Below are 16,456 nucleotides of genomic sequence, written 5' to 3'. Positions count from 1 at the left end.
TCAGTCATACCTTCTCTACCTGTTCGAACTGGCTGTACCACTCTTCCAAGCTGTCAACACCGGGGGGAAGCAGCTTTGCATACTGGTCATCTAACTGCTTGTATTCGTGAATCTGTTCCTCTGTTACATCCTCGATAAAACTCGGCTCAGGTAACGCTTCTCTTGCCTCCAACACATACTCCCTGACACCGGACTCATACTCGTCGATTCGGTCACGAAGAGCAACCACTGACTTACCTCGCACCGTCTTCATACAGGTCCTGCACTTGAACTCGATATCGGCTTTAAACACATTCTCCTTAACTCCGTCCCCGGTATCATACATTTCATACATCGTCTCGTGGACGGGAGCAGTTTCACTCCTAAAGCACTCCGGGCACTCAATGATGTGTCTCTCCAACTCGTCACTCATCTCCTGAAACAGCTCCACCTTCGTCTTATTCAGAATACCCTTAAGCAGAACCGCCTCGTCTTCATTCCGAACCTCCAATTCAAACGGTTCGTGACGACGCTTACGAAGCACCCGGGACTCCAAGTCTTTGACCAACTCCAGTTGCTCTTCCAGTTCCATACCTGGTAGAACGACATCTCCGTATTTACTATTGCTGCGGCTGTCGCTTCTCCACTTCTTCCATTTCCCGAGACTCCTCCTCGTACAATCCTGCCAGGCATCCTTGTCGAATCCATCCAGCTTCACCGCCCTAAACTGGGTCAAATCGATTTACATCTTGCAGCGACTGGATTGATTTGGATTTTGTGGAGCGACAGCGGACACCCGAGCGTGCGACGAGGCTGGGTATTCAACTGCAGCTAGGGGGGCTGTCGCTCCGGAATACCGTCTCGATTCTCGAAGAGTGGGGTGTCGAGCGCTCGCCGAAAGCGATCCACAATTGGGGGCAGAAGCCCGACTTACAGCCCACAGCGGGCCGAAGTCCGAATCACGTTGTGGGTGACGAGACTGTGGAGCAATGATCAGCAATTCTGGCTGTACGCCGCCGCTGATCCAGACACAAACGATCTACTGCATCTCCGACTGTTTTCAACAACGACGACCGCATTGACCGAGATCTTTTCTGCGTGAGCTCCGCCAGAAACACGATGTCGAATCCGCCGTATTTCTGATCGATGGCGCTCAACACCTCCAAACTGCGCTGGCCAGAACTTCACTCCGATTTCAAACCGAACGGAATGGAAATCGGAATGCCATCGAGCGAATCTTTCGAGAACTCAAACGCCGCAGTTCATCGTTCTCGAACTGTTTCAGCCACGTTGAACCGCAAACCGCCGAAAAGTGGCTCCAAGCATTTGCCGCCTGGCTCAATGCTCCAAACTAAACACGACCGAAGAGACTGTACTAATTATTTTTTGCCTTGGTTTTCTGTGCTCTACTTTCACCCCGGACGGCTCCCACACAAGTCAACGAATCTTGTAGCCCGAGTCGATGATCCGTGACGCCCGTGCGCTCCGCGACGAATTCGTGCCGCAGGAACTCCAGCATCGAAACAGCGAGATCGATCATCTCTCTTCGTGTCCTCGGCCGATCGAGGAGGACGTCAAAGGTGACCACGTCCTGATTACCAGCCCCTCCGGTGCCGGGAAGACAACGCTCGCGAAGTACGTTTGCCAACAACTCGAACGCTAGACGCCCGGCGTCAGAACGGGGTACGTGAACTGTCTCTCCGCGAACACCGCTACTGGCGTCGTTCATATGCTCCTGCAAGACTCGCGAATCGGCCGCGACTTCTCACGGGATTCGACCGCACGGAGTCAGTACTTTGAGCTGATTCGGGACACAGACGCGCAGCTCGTCTTCATCGTCGACGAAGTCGACGTCCTCGACGACGACGAGGCGCGAGCGTCGTCACAAAAATCTCGATCGACGCGACGCCGGGACCTCGATTCACCGGAGCGGTACGGGCTCATCACGCAGAAGAGGATGACACGAGGGACTACCTATGAACCCGCTGAACCGTAGTCCGAAGTGATATTGGAACGCTGGCGTGCCGATACTCTCATTTGAAGAGGTAACGGTATATTCCGGCGAAGGTGATACCGGCAGCGCTCATTATGGTGAGTATATCCCTGACAGCTGGGGACACCAATCCCTGAGAATCAGCAGTGTCCGATTCAGGATCAGATTCCGTCTGTGGTCTCATTTCGGTGGTCTCTATCTGGGAATCCGTCTCTCTGGGCGTGGCTTTGGTCGTGGCAGGGGGATTCTCTTCAGTAGCCTGTTCAGTCGGATTATAGCGAGGAAGCAGTTCGAGTGAATCCGTGATCGCGGCTCCCAAGACTCGATCACTGTCAGTCCTGATCGAGATCTCTTGCCCCCGCTCACCCGGAATCCTGTATTCCTCAGGGACATCCGAATCGATAACCGGCGAGAGCGTCGTATTCCATCCACTCTCCGGTTCAACAGTCTTTGAGACCTCCAGAACTCTGTAACAGGAATTCCCACGCTCGCTGGCCTCCTCTGGAGTATTCACACACAACTTATACTCAAGGGTGACCTCAACGGTCTCTGAGGAGGGGTTCCGGTAGTCGATTGATGCCGTAAACGATTGTCCGATCCGGACTGAATCCGGGAACGCCGCATCTTCGATTTCAATATTCTGTCTTTCGGTATCCGCCGAAACCGGGGGAGCCAACACACTAGAACCGAGAATTCCTAGTAGAATTTGTCTACGGGATGGCATTGCACTTATTCTATGTGCTCTATTGTTGCTGCATAGTTTTTATCAATAGAGGAGAGTTTCCATAGACTCCAATTAGTCAGCCTTCGACGATTGCGACGGCCTCGACCTCAACGAGGAGCTCAGGCCTGATCAGCCGGCTCACTTCGAGCATACTCGTCGCCGGGCGGATCTCGCCGAAGTACTCGCCGTGCGCCTCGCCGATCGCCTCCCAGTCGTCGATGTCGGTGACGAACATCCTGGTCCGGACGACGTCTTCCAGTGATGCATCGGCCTCTACGAGCGCGTCCTCGACGTTGGCGAGCGCCTGTTTGGTCTGCTCGTACGGATCGCCCTCGCCGACGACGTCGCCGTCCTCGTCGGTTGCGGTCGTACCGGAGACGTGGATCTGGGAGCCGGCTCTGATCGCGCGGGAGTAGCCGACGTGTGATTCCCACTCGGTGCCGGAGGAGATTCGGCGGCGTTCCATACGTACTGGCTACGTGGGAGTGTGAAACCCGTTTCGGGGACTCGTTCGGGCCTCAGAACACCTGCTGAAGCGGCCCCGCGTTCTGGACCGTCTCGTGCGTCTCTCGGACCTGCTCGAAAGAGAGACATCGCAGGTCGCTGTTTCCGGACTTCTCGAGGACGTACTGGAACGTCGGACGGTCGATCTCCTGTCGGACTTTGTCCTTGTCGTCCTCGCTTGCGACGATGTGCATCTCGACGGCGATGTTCGGGACCTTCACCACGAAGTCAGTCATTCTCGTACTCGCTTTGGATGCTTTCGACGATGGTTTAGGATAAAACAAGTCAATATGTCTTAATTATCCGGCTGTGCCTCCACAAGCGACCAAAGACTGGCTCGCCATTCTGGTCCAGAAAGCGCAAGAGCGAGAGATCTACGTAGACACAGACATTGAGGGGCGAATCTTCCATTTCCATCTCGGAGAGAATCCTAGTGTTATCGGGAAGGTCCGATCTTCACGCGGTCGTGCAGTGGAATCGTCACGGTGCGAACCTCTCCGGTATCGGGATTCGTGTACTTCAGACCCGCGTGGCTCCCGCGCTGGCGGTCCTTACGGTGGTTGAACGAGGTCAGGACGCTGACGATCTCCTGACCGGCGAAGTCTCGCGGCGGGCCGTTTATCCATCGAACCAGGGGGCGTCCGCCTCGGGCGCGTCCGTGTCGGCCTCGCGAGCCTCCTTCGTCAACTCGACCGCTTCATCGAGGTTCGCGAGCGCTTCCTCGCGCGTTTCGCCCTGGCTGGCGACGTTCGTCTCCTCGTCGATCGCCGACCAGCCGCCTTCGTCCTCCTCGATCAGACGAATTTCCCGGCCAGTGCTCATACTTCTCGGTAGCGGGCAGTTCGGGATAAGCGCTCTGTCGCTACTACTCGGACAGCTCCTGCGGGTACCGGAAGGGCGCGATCATCCGCGACCTGAACGGCAAGGCTCCGAAGGAGATCGTCAGTGAGCGGATGGACGTCACCGAGGCGATCATCGACAAGCACTACGACAAGCGCACTTCCCGGGAGAAGATGGAGGTTCGTCGCCGGCCGCTTCGGGAGTGGGAGAATGGTAGAAACCGCCGAAGCAGGCTCTAAAGTCCCGGAATTCCAAATCCCAGCGAGTCCACCCCTTCCTGGCCTTCTCACGAAGGCTTCGCTTCTTCGCTAGAGAGTGCCCTACTCCGCTTCGTCCGTCGTTTCGCCGGCGTCTGTCGCGTCCTCGTCTGCTTTCTCGGCTTCGTCTGTCGCGTCCTCGTCTGCTTTCTCGGCTTCGTCAGTCTCGTCGGCGGTTCCGATCTCGATGCTGGTGCCGTGCTCCTCATCAGCGGTGCCGTCGGGTGCATCATCAGCATCGTCGTGCTCGTCGGTGACCGCCTCTTCGTCGCGCTCGTCGTCCGCGCCCGTCGAGATTGTGACGGGATCGACGTCCATACTCGGATCCGGCCGGGCGTCCGTGTTCACGGCCGCACCCACGACGTACCCCGTGGTCCCGCCGACCAATCCGCCGAGTACGGCTCCGCCGACGCCGCCCCTTCGCAGTCCGGCCACCGTTCCGAGGAACCCACCGACGAACGAGGTACCGACCGGGTTCACGTCTGCCTTTTGCACGTCCTGCTCGTGGTCTTGATCCATACCCGAGTGTACGGTCCCCACGTACATATGCTTCTCACCCGAATCGAACTGCTGACAGCCGATGCCGGTCGCAACGGGCTGTCGTCCGGAGCGGGATCTGCGTACTGCCGACTTCTCGAACCCGGATTCGATCGCACCCGCGGACTGACTCCGACACCGGCCGGTGGGCCGTTCTCCCGCCTACGCTCTTTCGCCGAGGGCCTGTGGCGCGGAATCGAGACCGACAGTCACAGACCCGTCCGAAGGACGTCCGTGAGGGCCGTCGCTGCGACGTCAACGTCGTCCTCGTTTTCGACCAACTGGACCGGAGCGTCGGCCTCGACCGCGTACTCGAAGGCCGCCGTCCGGTTGAGGTCCTGTTCGAACTCGATTGCGTGGCGGCTCACATCGTCGTAGTCGCGGTCCGCAGTAGCGCGCCTGCTCAGTATCGTGTCGGGACTGGCCTCGACGAGGACGAACAGGTCCGGGTCTACGTCGTGGAACACGGCGTCCGGCAGGCCCGGGAGGAAGCCCGAATCGGTCCTGACGGCGAGGTGAGTCGTCAACAACACTTTGTTGCTTTCGGCTTTGTCTGCGACGTACTCGCCCGCCCGGCGCTGGAGTCGACGGGTCTCCACGCGAGAGAGCGATGCCAGCTCTGACCGGGATGCTGCGAGCCCCTGCGTCGCGGCCTGTTCCAGCATCGCGTCCCCGAAGTTGATCAGCAGATAGTCGTCGTCGAGGTCCCGGCGCGTCTGTTCGGCCATTGAGGAGAGCCCGACTCCGGGGACACCTGCGAGGAGCGCGACGGCCATCAGAAGGACACCTCCTCGTCTTCTGTCGTCTGCGTCCCTCTGTCGTCGTAGTACTTCCGCCCGATGAATCCCTCGCCGACGAAGGTCAGCAGTTCGTTGTAGAGTTCGTCCGCCGACCGAAACGTCTCTTGCTCACAGTGCTCGAGCACTTCGGCGATGGTCTCTGACTCCCCGTTGGGTGCTTTCAGTTGTTCGTCGCCCAGCGTCTCGATCACAGCGTCGATCGTCGTCGGGAACGTCAACTCGCGCACAAACACGTCCCGAGTCTCAGGTAGTCGCATATCCTGTATTGTGTACAATCGTCTATAGTAATTCCCCCGGGAGACCGAGATGTGCTCACATTCGAATTTACCTCTCCGCGTTCGACCCACTCACCCGGCTTGCCGCGAGCGGGCACTCTTTTCGGGGCCTTCCCGGAAATAACCGACTTCCGCAAACAGAACCACTCGCGAGACGGTCTCCGGGGCGGCTGGCGAGCAAACGGTCGTTTCCGGAAACGACCCAGTCAGTATTTAGTGCCGCTGACCACATCCTCGAAGTGACCGGATGATCCGTGATGCTCGCGTCCTCCGCGCCGGTTTCGTGCCTCGCGAAGTCGAGCATCGCGACGCCGAAGTGAATCACCTCTCGAGCGTCCTCGAACCGATCACCAACGGAGAGCCCGCGGACACCGCCGTCGTGACGGGGCCGAGCGGCGTCGGCAAGACCTGTCTCTCGAAGTTCGTCATCGAACGGCTCAGAGAGGAAGCACTCGACGTCGAAGCGACCTACGTCAACTGCTGGCAGAACTACACCCGATTCCGGGCCCTCTATCAGATTCTCGACGACCTCGGACAGACGATCGACGTCCATCGACAGTCGACCCCCCACGACGAACTCATCGATCGCCTGCAACAGTACGACGAGTCGCGGACCGTCGTCATTCTGGACGAAGCCGACCAGCTCGAAGACCCGGGACTCATCTATCACCTCCACACGATCCCTCAGTTCGCCGTCATCTGCATCGCGAACAACGAGGAAGCGCTGTTCGGACGCGTCGACGACCGCCTCGTGAGTCGGCTCCGTTCCAGCGAGCACGTCCGGATGGACAAATACCACAACGAACAACTGTTCGACATCCTGAACGCGCGGGTCGAGTGGGGAATCGACCAGGGCGTCATCACGGATGACCAACTCTACCGGATCGCTGACGCCGCCGCGGGGGACGCCCGCCTGGCGATCGGGATCCTTCGCACCGCCGCGAGCACGGCCGATCGGGAGAACGCCGATCGGATCACCGACGAGATGCTGCTCGAAGCCGCCGAAGACAGCCGCGCACAGATACGACAGAAGAGCCTCGAATCGCTCACCCCGCACCAACGCGCGGTCTACGACGTCCTCCGTGAACGCGGCCCGCTGAGTCCCGGTGAGATTCACGACCGCTATGCCGACGCCGTCGACGACCCGCGGACCCAGCGAACCGTTCGGACGTACCTCTCGAAGATGACCCAGTACAATCTGCTCGAAGCCGCGGGCTCCAGTCGCGACAGAACGTACTCGGTCGTCGATTCGCCCGCCACGTCGGCCACCGAGTAACACCCGCTCCCTGCCGTTCCCGAACCGGCGTCCAGCCCGTGGTGGCCCTGAGGCGTCAGTGCAGCCGCTCCTGTCCGATCCACCCCAACGTAGCGCTTCACAGGCGCGTCTCGTGAGTGAGCCGCGGACGGACCGCGCTGATCCGGCCGGTCGATCCCGTCGCAGGACGGTCGGCGATTCCGGAACCGGCCTCGGAAGACCGACATCGGCGGCCGTATCGACACGCTGTGGCCAGTGAACCAGACGAACTCGCTTCCCGGCAGTTCTCGGAAACGGCACGCCGTTACTTATCGGCCTCTCGTGTGTCTGCGGAGATATGCCTCATCACCGACACACCGGGTCGACTGACGGAGATGCAATGCGGGTCAATCGCCCCACTCGGGCCGCGGCCCGGAATCAGGACCTCGTGGATCGAGCCGATCCGGCCACCGACGCGTCGCTTCTGCCTACGCTGGAGGAGGGGCTGGTCCTCGTAGACATCGAGCAGTCGCGCGGGGTGCCGGTCCTCCAGTCGCTCGTCTTGGATCACTTGCTCCTCAACGAGGGACCTGCGTTCTGGGTCGACGCCCGGGGCTTCGCGACGACGACCGGTCTCGCGCGGATCGCTCCCAGTCTGCGACTGCTCGATCGCATCCACGTCGCGCGCGGCTTTACGCCGTATCAGCACTACGGCGCGGTGTGTGATCTCTCGGACGCAGTGAACCGGACCGTTCGTGCGGCGCCGTCGGCGACGCCATCGCTCGTCGTCGCTCCAGCCCTCGACGCCCCGTACCGCGATGCGGATACCCTCTCGGACCCGCAGGCGTCGACGCTTCACGCACGGACGCTCGCCCGGTTGACTGCGTACGCGAAGGCCTACGACGTCCCCGTGTTGCTGACGCGGACCACCACCGACAAGTTCTCCGCGGCAATCGAAGCCGCGGCGGCGCAGCAGCTGACGTGTACGGAAACGCGTCTCGGGCCGCGGTTCGTGGGCGACGCGTTCGAGACGCTCGTCTACCCCGTCGGGGGCGGATCGTCGTTCCAGACGACGTTCGCCTACTGGCGGCAACTGCTCGGCATCCGCGCCGCACAGGTCGAATTGGAGGCGGTCCCGGACGACACAGCGTCCCGACCAGCGGTCACGGTCGGATCGGGAGTCACCGCGGAGGGTGAACGAACCTCGTTCACGGCCGCACCGCTCCAGGATGCGTGGATCGACGCGGCCCACGCGGGGGGCCGGTAGGATGGGACGAACGAACCCGACGTATCGAGACGCACTGCGCGCGATCGAGGACCGCTGGGCGACCTTCCGGCGAGCGCTCCGGAGCCGCGACCACCCCCGGTTCGACCAATTGTTCGCGTACGCCCGTGCGCACGCCGACGCGAGCGGGTTGCTGAACCATCAGAATCCGCTCTTTCCCGCCCTCCTCAGCGTCGACCTCGAGCAGGAACGGCGGCTCGACGAACTCGAAGCACGGCTCGATGAACTCGAAGCCACGGTAGACGGACACGAGCCGTCAGCACCGGACGACGACGCTGGGGCCGGCGGATGACGTTCACGATCGATTTCTTAGACGACGGCCGGGTTCTGCACTGGACCGCGACTGAAGACGGTGCCACCGCCACTGTCGACGCGGCGTACACCCCCCGATTCTTCGTCGCCAGTCGTGACCCGGCGGCTGCGCCCGACCTGACACCGCTGCAGTCGTTCTACGAGCGCCACCCGGACGTCGTCGAGACAGCGATCGTCACCCGACGACCCGGGTTCCGCCGCGATCCCGAGCCCGTCCTCGCTGTCGACGTCGAACACATCGACCGAGTGCCGACGATCGCGCGGCAAGCACGGCAGCATCCGGCGTTCCCACTCGGCGATCTCGCGTGTTTCAACGTGGATCTCTCTCCGGAGTTCCGATACTGTCTGGAGACCGGGATCGATCCGACGCCCGCCGCGGAACTCCACACGCTCCGCTTGAGCGTCCCCGCGACTGCGACCGAGGGGGAGCCCTACGAAGCGGTGACACTCGACGAGCGGCGGATCGAGGGCGATCCGACGGAGATTCTGCCGGCGATACAGGCCGCGATCGACCGCCGCGACCCCGACGTCCTCGTCTGTTCGAGTAGTCAGGTCGTCCCGACGCTGTACGAGATGGCGTCGAACGCCGGGTTCGCGGACTTCAACCTGAGTCGGTGGCCCGACGTCGACTATCAGCAACTCGCGAGTCGGTCTACGTACGCCAGCTACGGTCGTGTCGGGCACTCTCCGGCCCGATACAACGTCCCTGGTCGGGCGATCATCGACGAGTCGAACACCTTCTTCTACGGAGAGACGAACCTCGATGGGGTCCTCGATCTCGTCTCGCGGTCGCGCAAGCCCCTCCAAGAGCTCGCGTGGGCGTCGATCGGCAACGTCCTCACCGCCATCCAGATCCGCGAAGCACACGACCGGGACGTACTGGTCCCGTGGAACTCCTGGCGTCACGAGTTCTACAAACCGATGGGGACGCTCCACGATGCGGACCGCGGTGGGTTCATCTTCGCGCCCGACGTCGGCGTCCACGACGACGTTTACGAACTCGACTTCTCCAGCCTCTATCCGAACATCATCTGCACGCGAAACGTCTCGCCGGACGTGATCCGGTGTGACTGTCACCGCGACCGCGAGGACGTCCCCGAACTGGACTACGCGATCTGTGACGATCGGGGCTACCTCGTCGACGTGCTCAACCCGATCATCGACGCCCGCGACGAGATCAAAGCCCAGATCGATCGTGAGAGGGCGCGTGCGGACCCCGACGCCGATCGGCTCCGGGAACTCGGCGGGCGCTCGGACGCGCTGAAGTGGATTCTCGTCGCGTGCTTCGGGTATCAGGGCTTCAGCAACGCGAAGTTCGGCCGCATCGAGTGCCACGAGGCGATCAACGCCTACGCCCGGGAGATCCTCCTGACGGCGAAAGAGCGACTCGAGGCGGGCGGCTGGCGCGTCCTGCACGGCATTGTCGATTCGATCTGGGTGACGCCGGATCCGACGACCGACGAACCGGCGGACCTCGAAACGCTCGCCGGGGCGATCACGGACGCCGTCGACATCCGACTCGAATACGAAGCGCACTACGAGTGGGTCGCCTTCGTCCCGCAGCGAGAGCGTCAGGCGGGCGCACTGACGAAGTACTTCGGCAAGGTCGCCGGCCGGGACGAGTGTAAGATCCGCGGGATCGAGGCACGGCAGCGATCGACCCCCGCGTTCGTGGAAGCGACACAGCGAGCGTGTATCGACCGCTTCGCCGAGACGCGCGATCCGGATGCCGTCCTGACGGTACTCGACACAGCCGTCTCGAAGCTGTATGCAGGCGACCTCGATCCGCAGCGGCTCGTCGAGCGGAACCGGGTCGCAAAGCCACTCGAGGCGTACTCGCAGAACACCCAAAACGTGGCCGCACTCGAACGGGCGGCCGAACAGGACCTGTCCGTCCACCCGGGACAGGACGTCGCCTACGTCGTCGTCGACGACGAGAAGACTTCCCGAGACCGAGTCGCGCTCGCTCGCGAGGATCCCGACTCGTACGATCCCGCGTACTACGAAACCCAACTCCTCAGAGCGGTCGAGAGCGTGCTCGCACCCCTCGGCTGGGACCGAGAACGCATTCGGCGAGAGCGCAGCGACGGTCGCACACCGGAACTCTCCGCCTTCGACGACGGACGACTGACGGATTCGACGCGCTGAACTGACTTCCTCGAGACGCGGTTGCCCCGCAGACATCCCATCCGGCCAAGCGGCCGGACGACGCGTAGGGGTGCTCACTCGGACCTACAGCGTTACCGTCTCACCCCCGACTAGTAATTCATCCTATATGTGTGGGCGGTAGATTTTGCGTGGACAGGACGCTGGGAAGCGCGGGAGTTACCGGTGAATCCGGCCGTGAAGATGACGTTAGAAAGTTGATAACTATACGACGGATGAGTGTTCGTGGCGCGAAGGGTTTTGTTGCTCGCGGCTTGTGTTATTGTATGTCATCCGAAATCTGCGTGCTCCACGTCGACGACGACCGGAGTTTCGGGCAACTGGTCGCAGATTTCTTCGCGCACACGGCTGCGGACATACGCGTCCTCACCGAAACGAGTGCCGGAGCGGGCCTCGAACGACTCCACGAGGCGGACGATATCGACTGTATCGTCAGCGACTACGATATGCCGGGGCGAAACGGGATCGAGTTCCTGGACGCCGTTCGAGACGAGTTCCCCGACCTGCCGTTCATTCTGTGCACGGGGAAGGGAAGTGAAGAAGTCGCTAGCGAGGCGATCTCGAAGGGGGCGACCGACTACCTGCAGAAAGGAGGCGGCAGCGAACAGTACGAACTCCTCGCAAACCGGGTACGCAACGCTGTCGAACAGTACCGATCGCAGCACCGCGCTGAGGAACACGAACGGATCACCCGCGTCATCCGCGACCTGAACCGCGCTCTCGTGTACGCCGATTCCGTCAACGAAATCGAGCACGAGGTCTGCACAGTGCTGAGCGACGCCGATCCGTACGTCACGGCCTGCATCGCAGGTGTGGACCCCGACACGATGCGGGTCGAACCCCGGACCTGGGCCGGTGACGATGCGGGGTACTTCGAGGAGCTGGCGATGTACGTCGACGAGGAGTCCCCGGGGCGGCACGCTCCCGGCGGAGTCGCCTATCACGACCGGATGATCGCCATCTCACAGAACATCCCCGAGGACTCCGAATACGCGCCGTGGCAGGAGGCGGCGGTCACACGTGGTTTTCTGTCCCTGATCGTCGTCCCGCTGGCGTACAACGGCGACCTCTACGGGCTTCTGGCGGTCTTCGCGGACCGCTCGTTTGCGTTCGACGACACCGAGAAATCCCTGTTTCGGGAACTCGGTGACGATATCGCTCACGCGATGCACGCGAAAGAGATGCGGACCGAGTTGCAGACGACAGCCTCGCGTCTCGAAGCGCTCTTCGAACGCTCACCGGATATGATCAACGTCCACGACACCGACGGAACCGTGATCAGGTCGAACCCACAACTCTGCCAGCAGACGGGGTATACCGAGGACCAACTCGTCGGGATGAAAGTGTGGGACTTCGACCGGAACCTCGACCCAGCGGCTGCGCACTCACTTTGGGACGGGATGGACGCCGGTGACAGCCTCAGAGTGGAAAGCGAGTACCAGCGAACCGACGGCTCCACGTTTCCGGTCGAGGTCCACATCCGGCGGCTGAACATCGGGGGCGAGGACCGATTCGTCGCAATCAGCCGAGACATCACCGAGCGAAAGCAGCACGAACAGGAATTACAGCGAACCGAACGTCGGTTTCGAGCGATCCTCGAGGACCCGAACATCCTCGCGGGCGTGCTCGATACTGACGGGACGCTCCTCTCACAGAACAAGACGGCCTTGCAGTACATCGATGCCGGTCTCGGAGACGTCGAGGGCGAGCCCTTCTGGGAGACGCCGTGGTGGCCGGCGGAGATGCGACCGACGATCAAAGACAACATCGAACGGGCGGCCGCCGGTGAGTACGTCGAGTACGAGGCCGATCTCACGAAACCTGACGGCGAACGGTACAGTGTCGAAGGCGTCATCCGACCGGTCACCGACGACGCGGGTGCAGTCGTGTCGCTCATCGTTTCCGCCCGCGACGTCACCGACCGGACCGTTCGCGAAAAGCGCCTCGAAGCCATCCTGGAGGATACGACAGCGCCGCTGTTTATGAAAGACCGAGACGGGGAGTACCTGCTGGTGAACGAGGGGTTCAAGCAGTTGTTTGGCTTAGCGGACGTGACGGTGCGCGGCCAGACGGACGCCGAACTCCTCTCGCCGGCGGTGGCCGACGCGGTGCGAGAGAACGACCGTGAGGTCCTCCGGACTGGTGAACCGATCGAGAGAGAAGAACAGATCGCCGTCGAGGGCGAACAGCGCACGTTTCTGAGCTCGAAGACCCCCGTCTACGATATCGGCACCGAATCCGATCCGGCGGATCCCGTGGCCGTGCTCGGCGTCGCCACCGACATCACCGAACAGAAGCAGCGCGAACAGCGACTCAAACGGCAAAACGAACGGTTCGACGAGCTCGCGAGCGTCGTCTCCCACGACTTACAGACGCCACTCGCGACGGCCCGTGGACGGGCTGAACTCGCCGTGGAAACGGGAGACACCGAGCAGATGGCGCAGGCACTGAACGCGATCGAACGCGTCGACCGGTTACGCGAGGGCTTAGTCACCACACTCCGAACGAAAGAGATCGTCAGCGAGACCGACGTGGTCGACGTCGAACGGATCGGGCGGGACATCTGGACGACGACTCAACCGTCGGATGCGGCCACACTCGAGGTGTCCGATACACCCACTGTCGAAGCCGATCCAGCCGCACTTCGACGACTCCTCGAAAACCTCTTTTCGAACGCGGTCGAGCACGGAAGCGAAGCAGTCACCGTCCGAATCGGGGCCATCGACGGCGGATTTTTCGTCGAGGACGACGGGCCGGGCATCCCCGAACAAGAGCGAGAGAACGTGTTTACTCCCGGCTACTCGACGAAGCGTGGCGGTACCGGCGTCGGACTGGCCAGCGTTCGACAGATCGTCGTCGCGCACGACTGGGAGATCCGTATCACCGACGGCACAGCGGGCGGCGCACGGTTCGAGATCACTCGTACCGACGTCGACAGTGAGTCGTCCTCCTGAACTCTCGGGCCCCGTGTCGCTCCTCCTCGGGCGTCGCGTTCGCCCGCGCTCGACGGGAACGATGAACGGCACACGCCCGCGGACCCGGCGTTCCTCGAAACGGTGGCGATTCGGTCGGTCTTGCCGAAGCGACCGCGGCAGATCACCGCGCCGTCCTCGATGACCCGCCATCCGTCGCGCGGTGGATTTTTGTCGCTCGTCGGGAATCCACTCGGTATGTTCCTCGTTTTCGGGGTCTACTTGCTCCTGTGGGCCTTCGTCGCTGGATCGATCGTCGTGACCTTCACCGCTGCCCCGTCGGGCGGACTCGTCGATACGCTGTTCCGGGCCCCCGGTCAGTTCTACCTCGAGACCGTGCTGACGCTCCGGCAGTTCGCGCTCTTGACGACCCTCCCGGTGCGGTGGACCGACATCGGCTACGCGGCGCTGTCGGTGGTGCCGCTCGGGATCCACTTCTTCATCACTAGCGTCGGCATCGACGTGGCCGCCGAACAGTACTGGAAGGACTCCGACGCCGGCATCCACTTCCTGCTCGTCGGGGTCGTGATCGCCGTCCTCGTCATCTTCGGCGCCGTGCTGCTTGAACTGGGCGCGCAACTGCTCGTCCTCTCGCTCCTCGCAATCGGTGTCGCGCTCCTGACGCTCGCGTTCGCGGCAGTCTTCATCGCGTCGTGACCGGCCTCAGTTCAGCGAACTCGACCTGTCGGCGTCCTGGGGTGGCCGCGGACGGCTGGTCCGATCGTCCGGGTCGGTCCGCAGATACTTGGCGAACAGATCTGCAATCCGCGTGTACGCGTCGACGACGGTCTCGCGCTGCGTGAATCCGTGGCCCGCGTCGGCGTATCGCTGCAGTTCGTATCGCTTGCCGTGTGCGTCGAGTTCGGCAGCGAGCTGCTCGGACTGTGAGATCGGCACGCGCTCGTCTGCCTCGCCGTGCAGTAACAGCAGCGGTGCGTCGATATCCGGCACGTCTTCGATGGGGCTCGCGTGGGTGAACTCGGCGAGATCCGTCGCGGGGAGGCCGAGTTCACGCCTGACGACGCGCCAGCCGATCTCGTCTGTGTCGTCGACGAACGTCTCGTAGTCGTACACGCCTGCGAGTGCTGCGCCGGCCGCGAACCGGTCAGACGCGGCGAGTGCCTTCACCGTCAGCTGTCCGCCGGCACTGCCGCCGACGATGCCGGCCCGACTGCCGTCGATCGGTCCGTACTCGCCGTCGAGGTGTTCGACCGCGGTCACCACGTCTGCGACGTCGCCGCGGCCACGGCGGTGGTTGTCGCCGTCCCGAAAGGCACGGCCGAAGCCCTCTGACCCGCGGTAGTTCGGTTTGACGACAGCGTAGCCGAGCGCGGAGAAATACTGTGCGCGGACGTCGAAGCCCGGTTCGTCGACGGCGGTCGGCCCCCCGTGTGGACTGACCACGAGCGGGATCGAATCGGGCGCTGCCGTCTCGATCCCGTCGGGAAGATAGAGGTGAGCCTGGATCTCGGTCTCGTCCACGGACTCGTACCGGACGCTCTCGGGGACCGTGAGCCGCTCCTCGAATCCCACCCCGTCAGTCCGGTGGATCGACTCTCCGGCCGTTACGTTCCGGACGTCCAGCGGTCGCGTCGGTGTGCTACGCGTGCCGAGGAGTTCGCCGTCCCGCCACGCGGGCGGCTGTCGCGCCGCCGGGCCGCTCGACGCCTGCTCGGGTTCGCCCTCGACCGGGACGATGTACCACTGTGACGCTCCGTTCGCGGAGACGGCCGTTGCGACCCGGTCGCCTGTCGCGTCCCACGTCGGGACCCCGGCTTCGACCCCGTCTTCGACGAACAACGCCTCTCGGTCGCGTCCCGGGCCGTCGAGATACAGTCCTTTGCAACCGCTCGCTTCGTGGACGAACGCGAACTCGTCCGTCCCGGGCCTGGGGCGTGGGCCGAACGCCAACACCCCGGGTTCGGCGTACAGCACTTTGAGCGCTCCGCTCCGGGAGACACGGACGATCTCGGATTCGTTATCGAACGTATCCCAGTGCTCGGTTCGAACCGCGAGCATCGTCTCCGTATCCAGCCACTGTGGGTCAGCGTAGACGTACTCGTCGTCGCGGAGGCATTCGAGCGTCGAGCCGTCGGCGCTCACGACGCCCAGCGATCCCGGAGACCAGTAGTCTGTGACGAATGCCAACGCGGATCCGTCCGGCGCGTACCTGGGGTCGCCGTCGGGGGCGTCGTGGGTGGTGAGGCGGCGTTTCTTCCCGGTCGCTACGTCTGCCGTGTGGAGATCTCGATGTCCGGACGTCGTCGCGACGTAGGCGACGCGCGCACCGTCCGAGCGCAGGTCGAACCACGGCGATTCGACCCGATGGCGTCCCCACGGATTTGCGACCACGTCGCCGCCAGTGAGTCGTCGTCCCGGTCCGCCGCCTTCGCTCACCCAGAGCGCGGGGCGACCCGACCGATCCAGGGCATAGACGAGGGGACCCCCATCCGATCCGGACCGGATGAAGGCGTTGTACCCACCGCTGTCCGCGACAGCCAGTTCGGCCAGGAGGTGATCAACCGTGGTGTCTCTCAGGTCCCGCCTGTACATAGCGGGCGCAAGTGGCGGACGGCCC

Annotated in this window: 19 protein-coding genes and 1 pseudogene; 10 read left to right on the top strand and 10 right to left on the bottom strand. The window is 62.6% G+C overall.

The window, feature by feature from the left end:
* Positions 1-4: 4 nt before the first annotated feature.
* Complete coding sequence (locus BLU74_RS14875; RefSeq protein WP_089768738.1) at positions 5-697, bottom strand: hypothetical protein; 693 nt, start codon at positions 695-697, stop codon at positions 5-7.
* A 44-nt stretch (positions 698-741) separates the two neighbouring features.
* Between BLU74_RS14875 and BLU74_RS14870 the strand changes: the two are divergent.
* The 3 genes and pseudogenes from BLU74_RS14870 to BLU74_RS14860 all read left to right on the top strand — a co-directional run bounded on the left by BLU74_RS14870 (position 742) and on the right by BLU74_RS14860 (position 1,975).
* A pseudogene (locus tag BLU74_RS14870) lies at positions 742-1,334 on the top strand (IS6 family transposase).
* A 107-nt stretch (positions 1,335-1,441) separates the two neighbouring features.
* Complete coding sequence (locus BLU74_RS14865) at positions 1,442-1,642, top strand: orc1/cdc6 family replication initiation protein (RefSeq protein ID WP_089768736.1); 201 nt, start codon at positions 1,442-1,444, stop codon at positions 1,640-1,642.
* 66 nt (positions 1,643-1,708) lie between these two features.
* Positions 1,709-1,975, top strand: coding sequence for a hypothetical protein (locus BLU74_RS14860; RefSeq protein ID WP_089768734.1), 267 nt, complete (start codon positions 1,709-1,711; stop codon positions 1,973-1,975).
* A gap of 37 nt (positions 1,976-2,012) precedes the next feature.
* Here BLU74_RS14860 and BLU74_RS14855 read toward each other — a convergent pair whose 3' ends face one another.
* The 5 genes from BLU74_RS14855 to BLU74_RS14840 form a co-directional block, all read right to left on the bottom strand.
* Positions 2,013-2,651 (bottom strand): hypothetical protein, encoded by a 639-nt coding sequence (locus BLU74_RS14855; RefSeq protein ID WP_089768731.1) that lies wholly within the window; start codon positions 2,649-2,651, stop codon positions 2,013-2,015.
* A gap of 121 nt (positions 2,652-2,772) precedes the next feature.
* Positions 2,773-3,162 carry a RidA family protein gene (locus tag BLU74_RS14850; protein WP_089768729.1) on the bottom strand — a complete coding sequence of 130 codons (390 nt, stop codon included), beginning with the start codon at positions 3,160-3,162 and terminating at the stop codon, positions 2,773-2,775.
* A 52-nt stretch (positions 3,163-3,214) separates the two neighbouring features.
* Positions 3,215-3,436, bottom strand: coding sequence for a hypothetical protein (locus tag BLU74_RS14845; RefSeq protein WP_089768727.1), 222 nt, complete (start codon positions 3,434-3,436; stop codon positions 3,215-3,217).
* A 200-nt stretch (positions 3,437-3,636) separates the two neighbouring features.
* Positions 3,637-3,786: a type II toxin-antitoxin system HicA family toxin gene (locus BLU74_RS18605; protein WP_281241867.1), complete on the bottom strand. Its 150-nt coding sequence runs from the start codon at positions 3,784-3,786 to the stop codon at positions 3,637-3,639.
* A gap of 32 nt (positions 3,787-3,818) precedes the next feature.
* Positions 3,819-4,022 (bottom strand): type II toxin-antitoxin system HicB family antitoxin, encoded by a 204-nt coding sequence (locus tag BLU74_RS14840; protein ID WP_089768726.1) that lies wholly within the window; start codon positions 4,020-4,022, stop codon positions 3,819-3,821.
* A gap of 131 nt (positions 4,023-4,153) precedes the next feature.
* Here BLU74_RS14840 and BLU74_RS19515 point away from each other — a divergent pair, with 131 nt between their 5' ends.
* On the top strand, positions 4,154-4,279 hold the full coding sequence (locus BLU74_RS19515; RefSeq protein ID WP_281241864.1) for a hypothetical protein: 126 nt from the start codon (positions 4,154-4,156) through the stop codon (positions 4,277-4,279).
* A gap of 81 nt (positions 4,280-4,360) precedes the next feature.
* Here the strand turns inward: BLU74_RS19515 and BLU74_RS14835 are convergent, their stop codons facing one another.
* From BLU74_RS14835 to BLU74_RS14825, 3 genes are all read right to left on the bottom strand, one after another.
* Positions 4,361-4,816, bottom strand: a complete 456-nt coding sequence (locus BLU74_RS14835; protein ID WP_139175853.1) for a hypothetical protein — start codon at positions 4,814-4,816, stop codon at positions 4,361-4,363.
* Positions 4,817-5,043: 227 nt separating this feature from the next.
* Complete coding sequence (locus tag BLU74_RS14830; protein WP_089768723.1) at positions 5,044-5,610, bottom strand: adenylate kinase; 567 nt, start codon at positions 5,608-5,610, stop codon at positions 5,044-5,046.
* Positions 5,610-5,891, bottom strand: coding sequence for a DUF5789 family protein (locus BLU74_RS14825; protein ID WP_089768721.1), 282 nt, complete (start codon positions 5,889-5,891; stop codon positions 5,610-5,612). Before BLU74_RS14825 ends, BLU74_RS14830 begins: the two co-directional genes overlap by 1 nt.
* A gap of 265 nt (positions 5,892-6,156) precedes the next feature.
* Between BLU74_RS14825 and BLU74_RS14820 the strand changes: the two genes are divergently transcribed.
* The 6 genes from BLU74_RS14820 to BLU74_RS14795 all read left to right on the top strand — a co-directional run bounded on the left by BLU74_RS14820 (position 6,157) and on the right by BLU74_RS14795 (position 14,535).
* Complete coding sequence (locus BLU74_RS14820; protein WP_089768719.1) at positions 6,157-7,185, top strand: Cdc6/Cdc18 family protein; 1,029 nt, start codon at positions 6,157-6,159, stop codon at positions 7,183-7,185.
* A 358-nt stretch (positions 7,186-7,543) separates the two neighbouring features.
* The gene (locus BLU74_RS14815; protein ID WP_089768717.1) at positions 7,544-8,410 is read left to right on the top strand and encodes a hypothetical protein; all 867 of its coding nucleotides are present in this window, start codon (positions 7,544-7,546) and stop codon (positions 8,408-8,410) included.
* 1 nt (position 8,411) lies between these two features.
* Positions 8,412-8,720, top strand: a complete 309-nt coding sequence (locus BLU74_RS14810) for a DUF8156 family protein (protein WP_089768715.1) — start codon at positions 8,412-8,414, stop codon at positions 8,718-8,720.
* Complete coding sequence (locus BLU74_RS14805; protein ID WP_089768713.1) at positions 8,717-10,888, top strand: type B DNA-directed DNA polymerase; 2,172 nt, start codon at positions 8,717-8,719, stop codon at positions 10,886-10,888. The genes BLU74_RS14810 and BLU74_RS14805 overlap by 4 nt, the downstream gene beginning before the upstream one ends.
* Positions 10,889-11,172: 284 nt before the next feature.
* Entirely contained in the window at positions 11,173-13,860 is a 2,688-nt protein-coding gene (locus BLU74_RS14800) for a PAS domain S-box protein (RefSeq protein ID WP_089768712.1), read from the top strand.
* Between the two features lie 216 nt (positions 13,861-14,076).
* Positions 14,077-14,535 carry a hypothetical protein gene (locus BLU74_RS14795; protein WP_139175851.1) on the top strand — a complete coding sequence of 153 codons (459 nt, stop codon included), beginning with the start codon at positions 14,077-14,079 and terminating at the stop codon, positions 14,533-14,535.
* A 6-nt stretch (positions 14,536-14,541) separates the two neighbouring features.
* On the opposite strand, the gene BLU74_RS14790 is transcribed toward BLU74_RS14795, so the two are convergent.
* A complete protein-coding gene (locus tag BLU74_RS14790; RefSeq protein WP_089768707.1) occupies positions 14,542-16,431 on the bottom strand; it encodes a S9 family peptidase in 1,890 nt (629 codons plus the stop codon).
* Positions 16,432-16,456: the final 25 nt, after the last annotated feature.

This window comes from Halobellus clavatus (assembly GCF_900107195.1).
Taxonomy (GTDB): domain Archaea; phylum Halobacteriota; class Halobacteria; order Halobacteriales; family Haloferacaceae; genus Haloquadratum; species Haloquadratum clavatum.
Note: the sequence above shows the minus strand (reverse complement) of the source record. Positions and strands in the feature narration are given on the sequence as shown.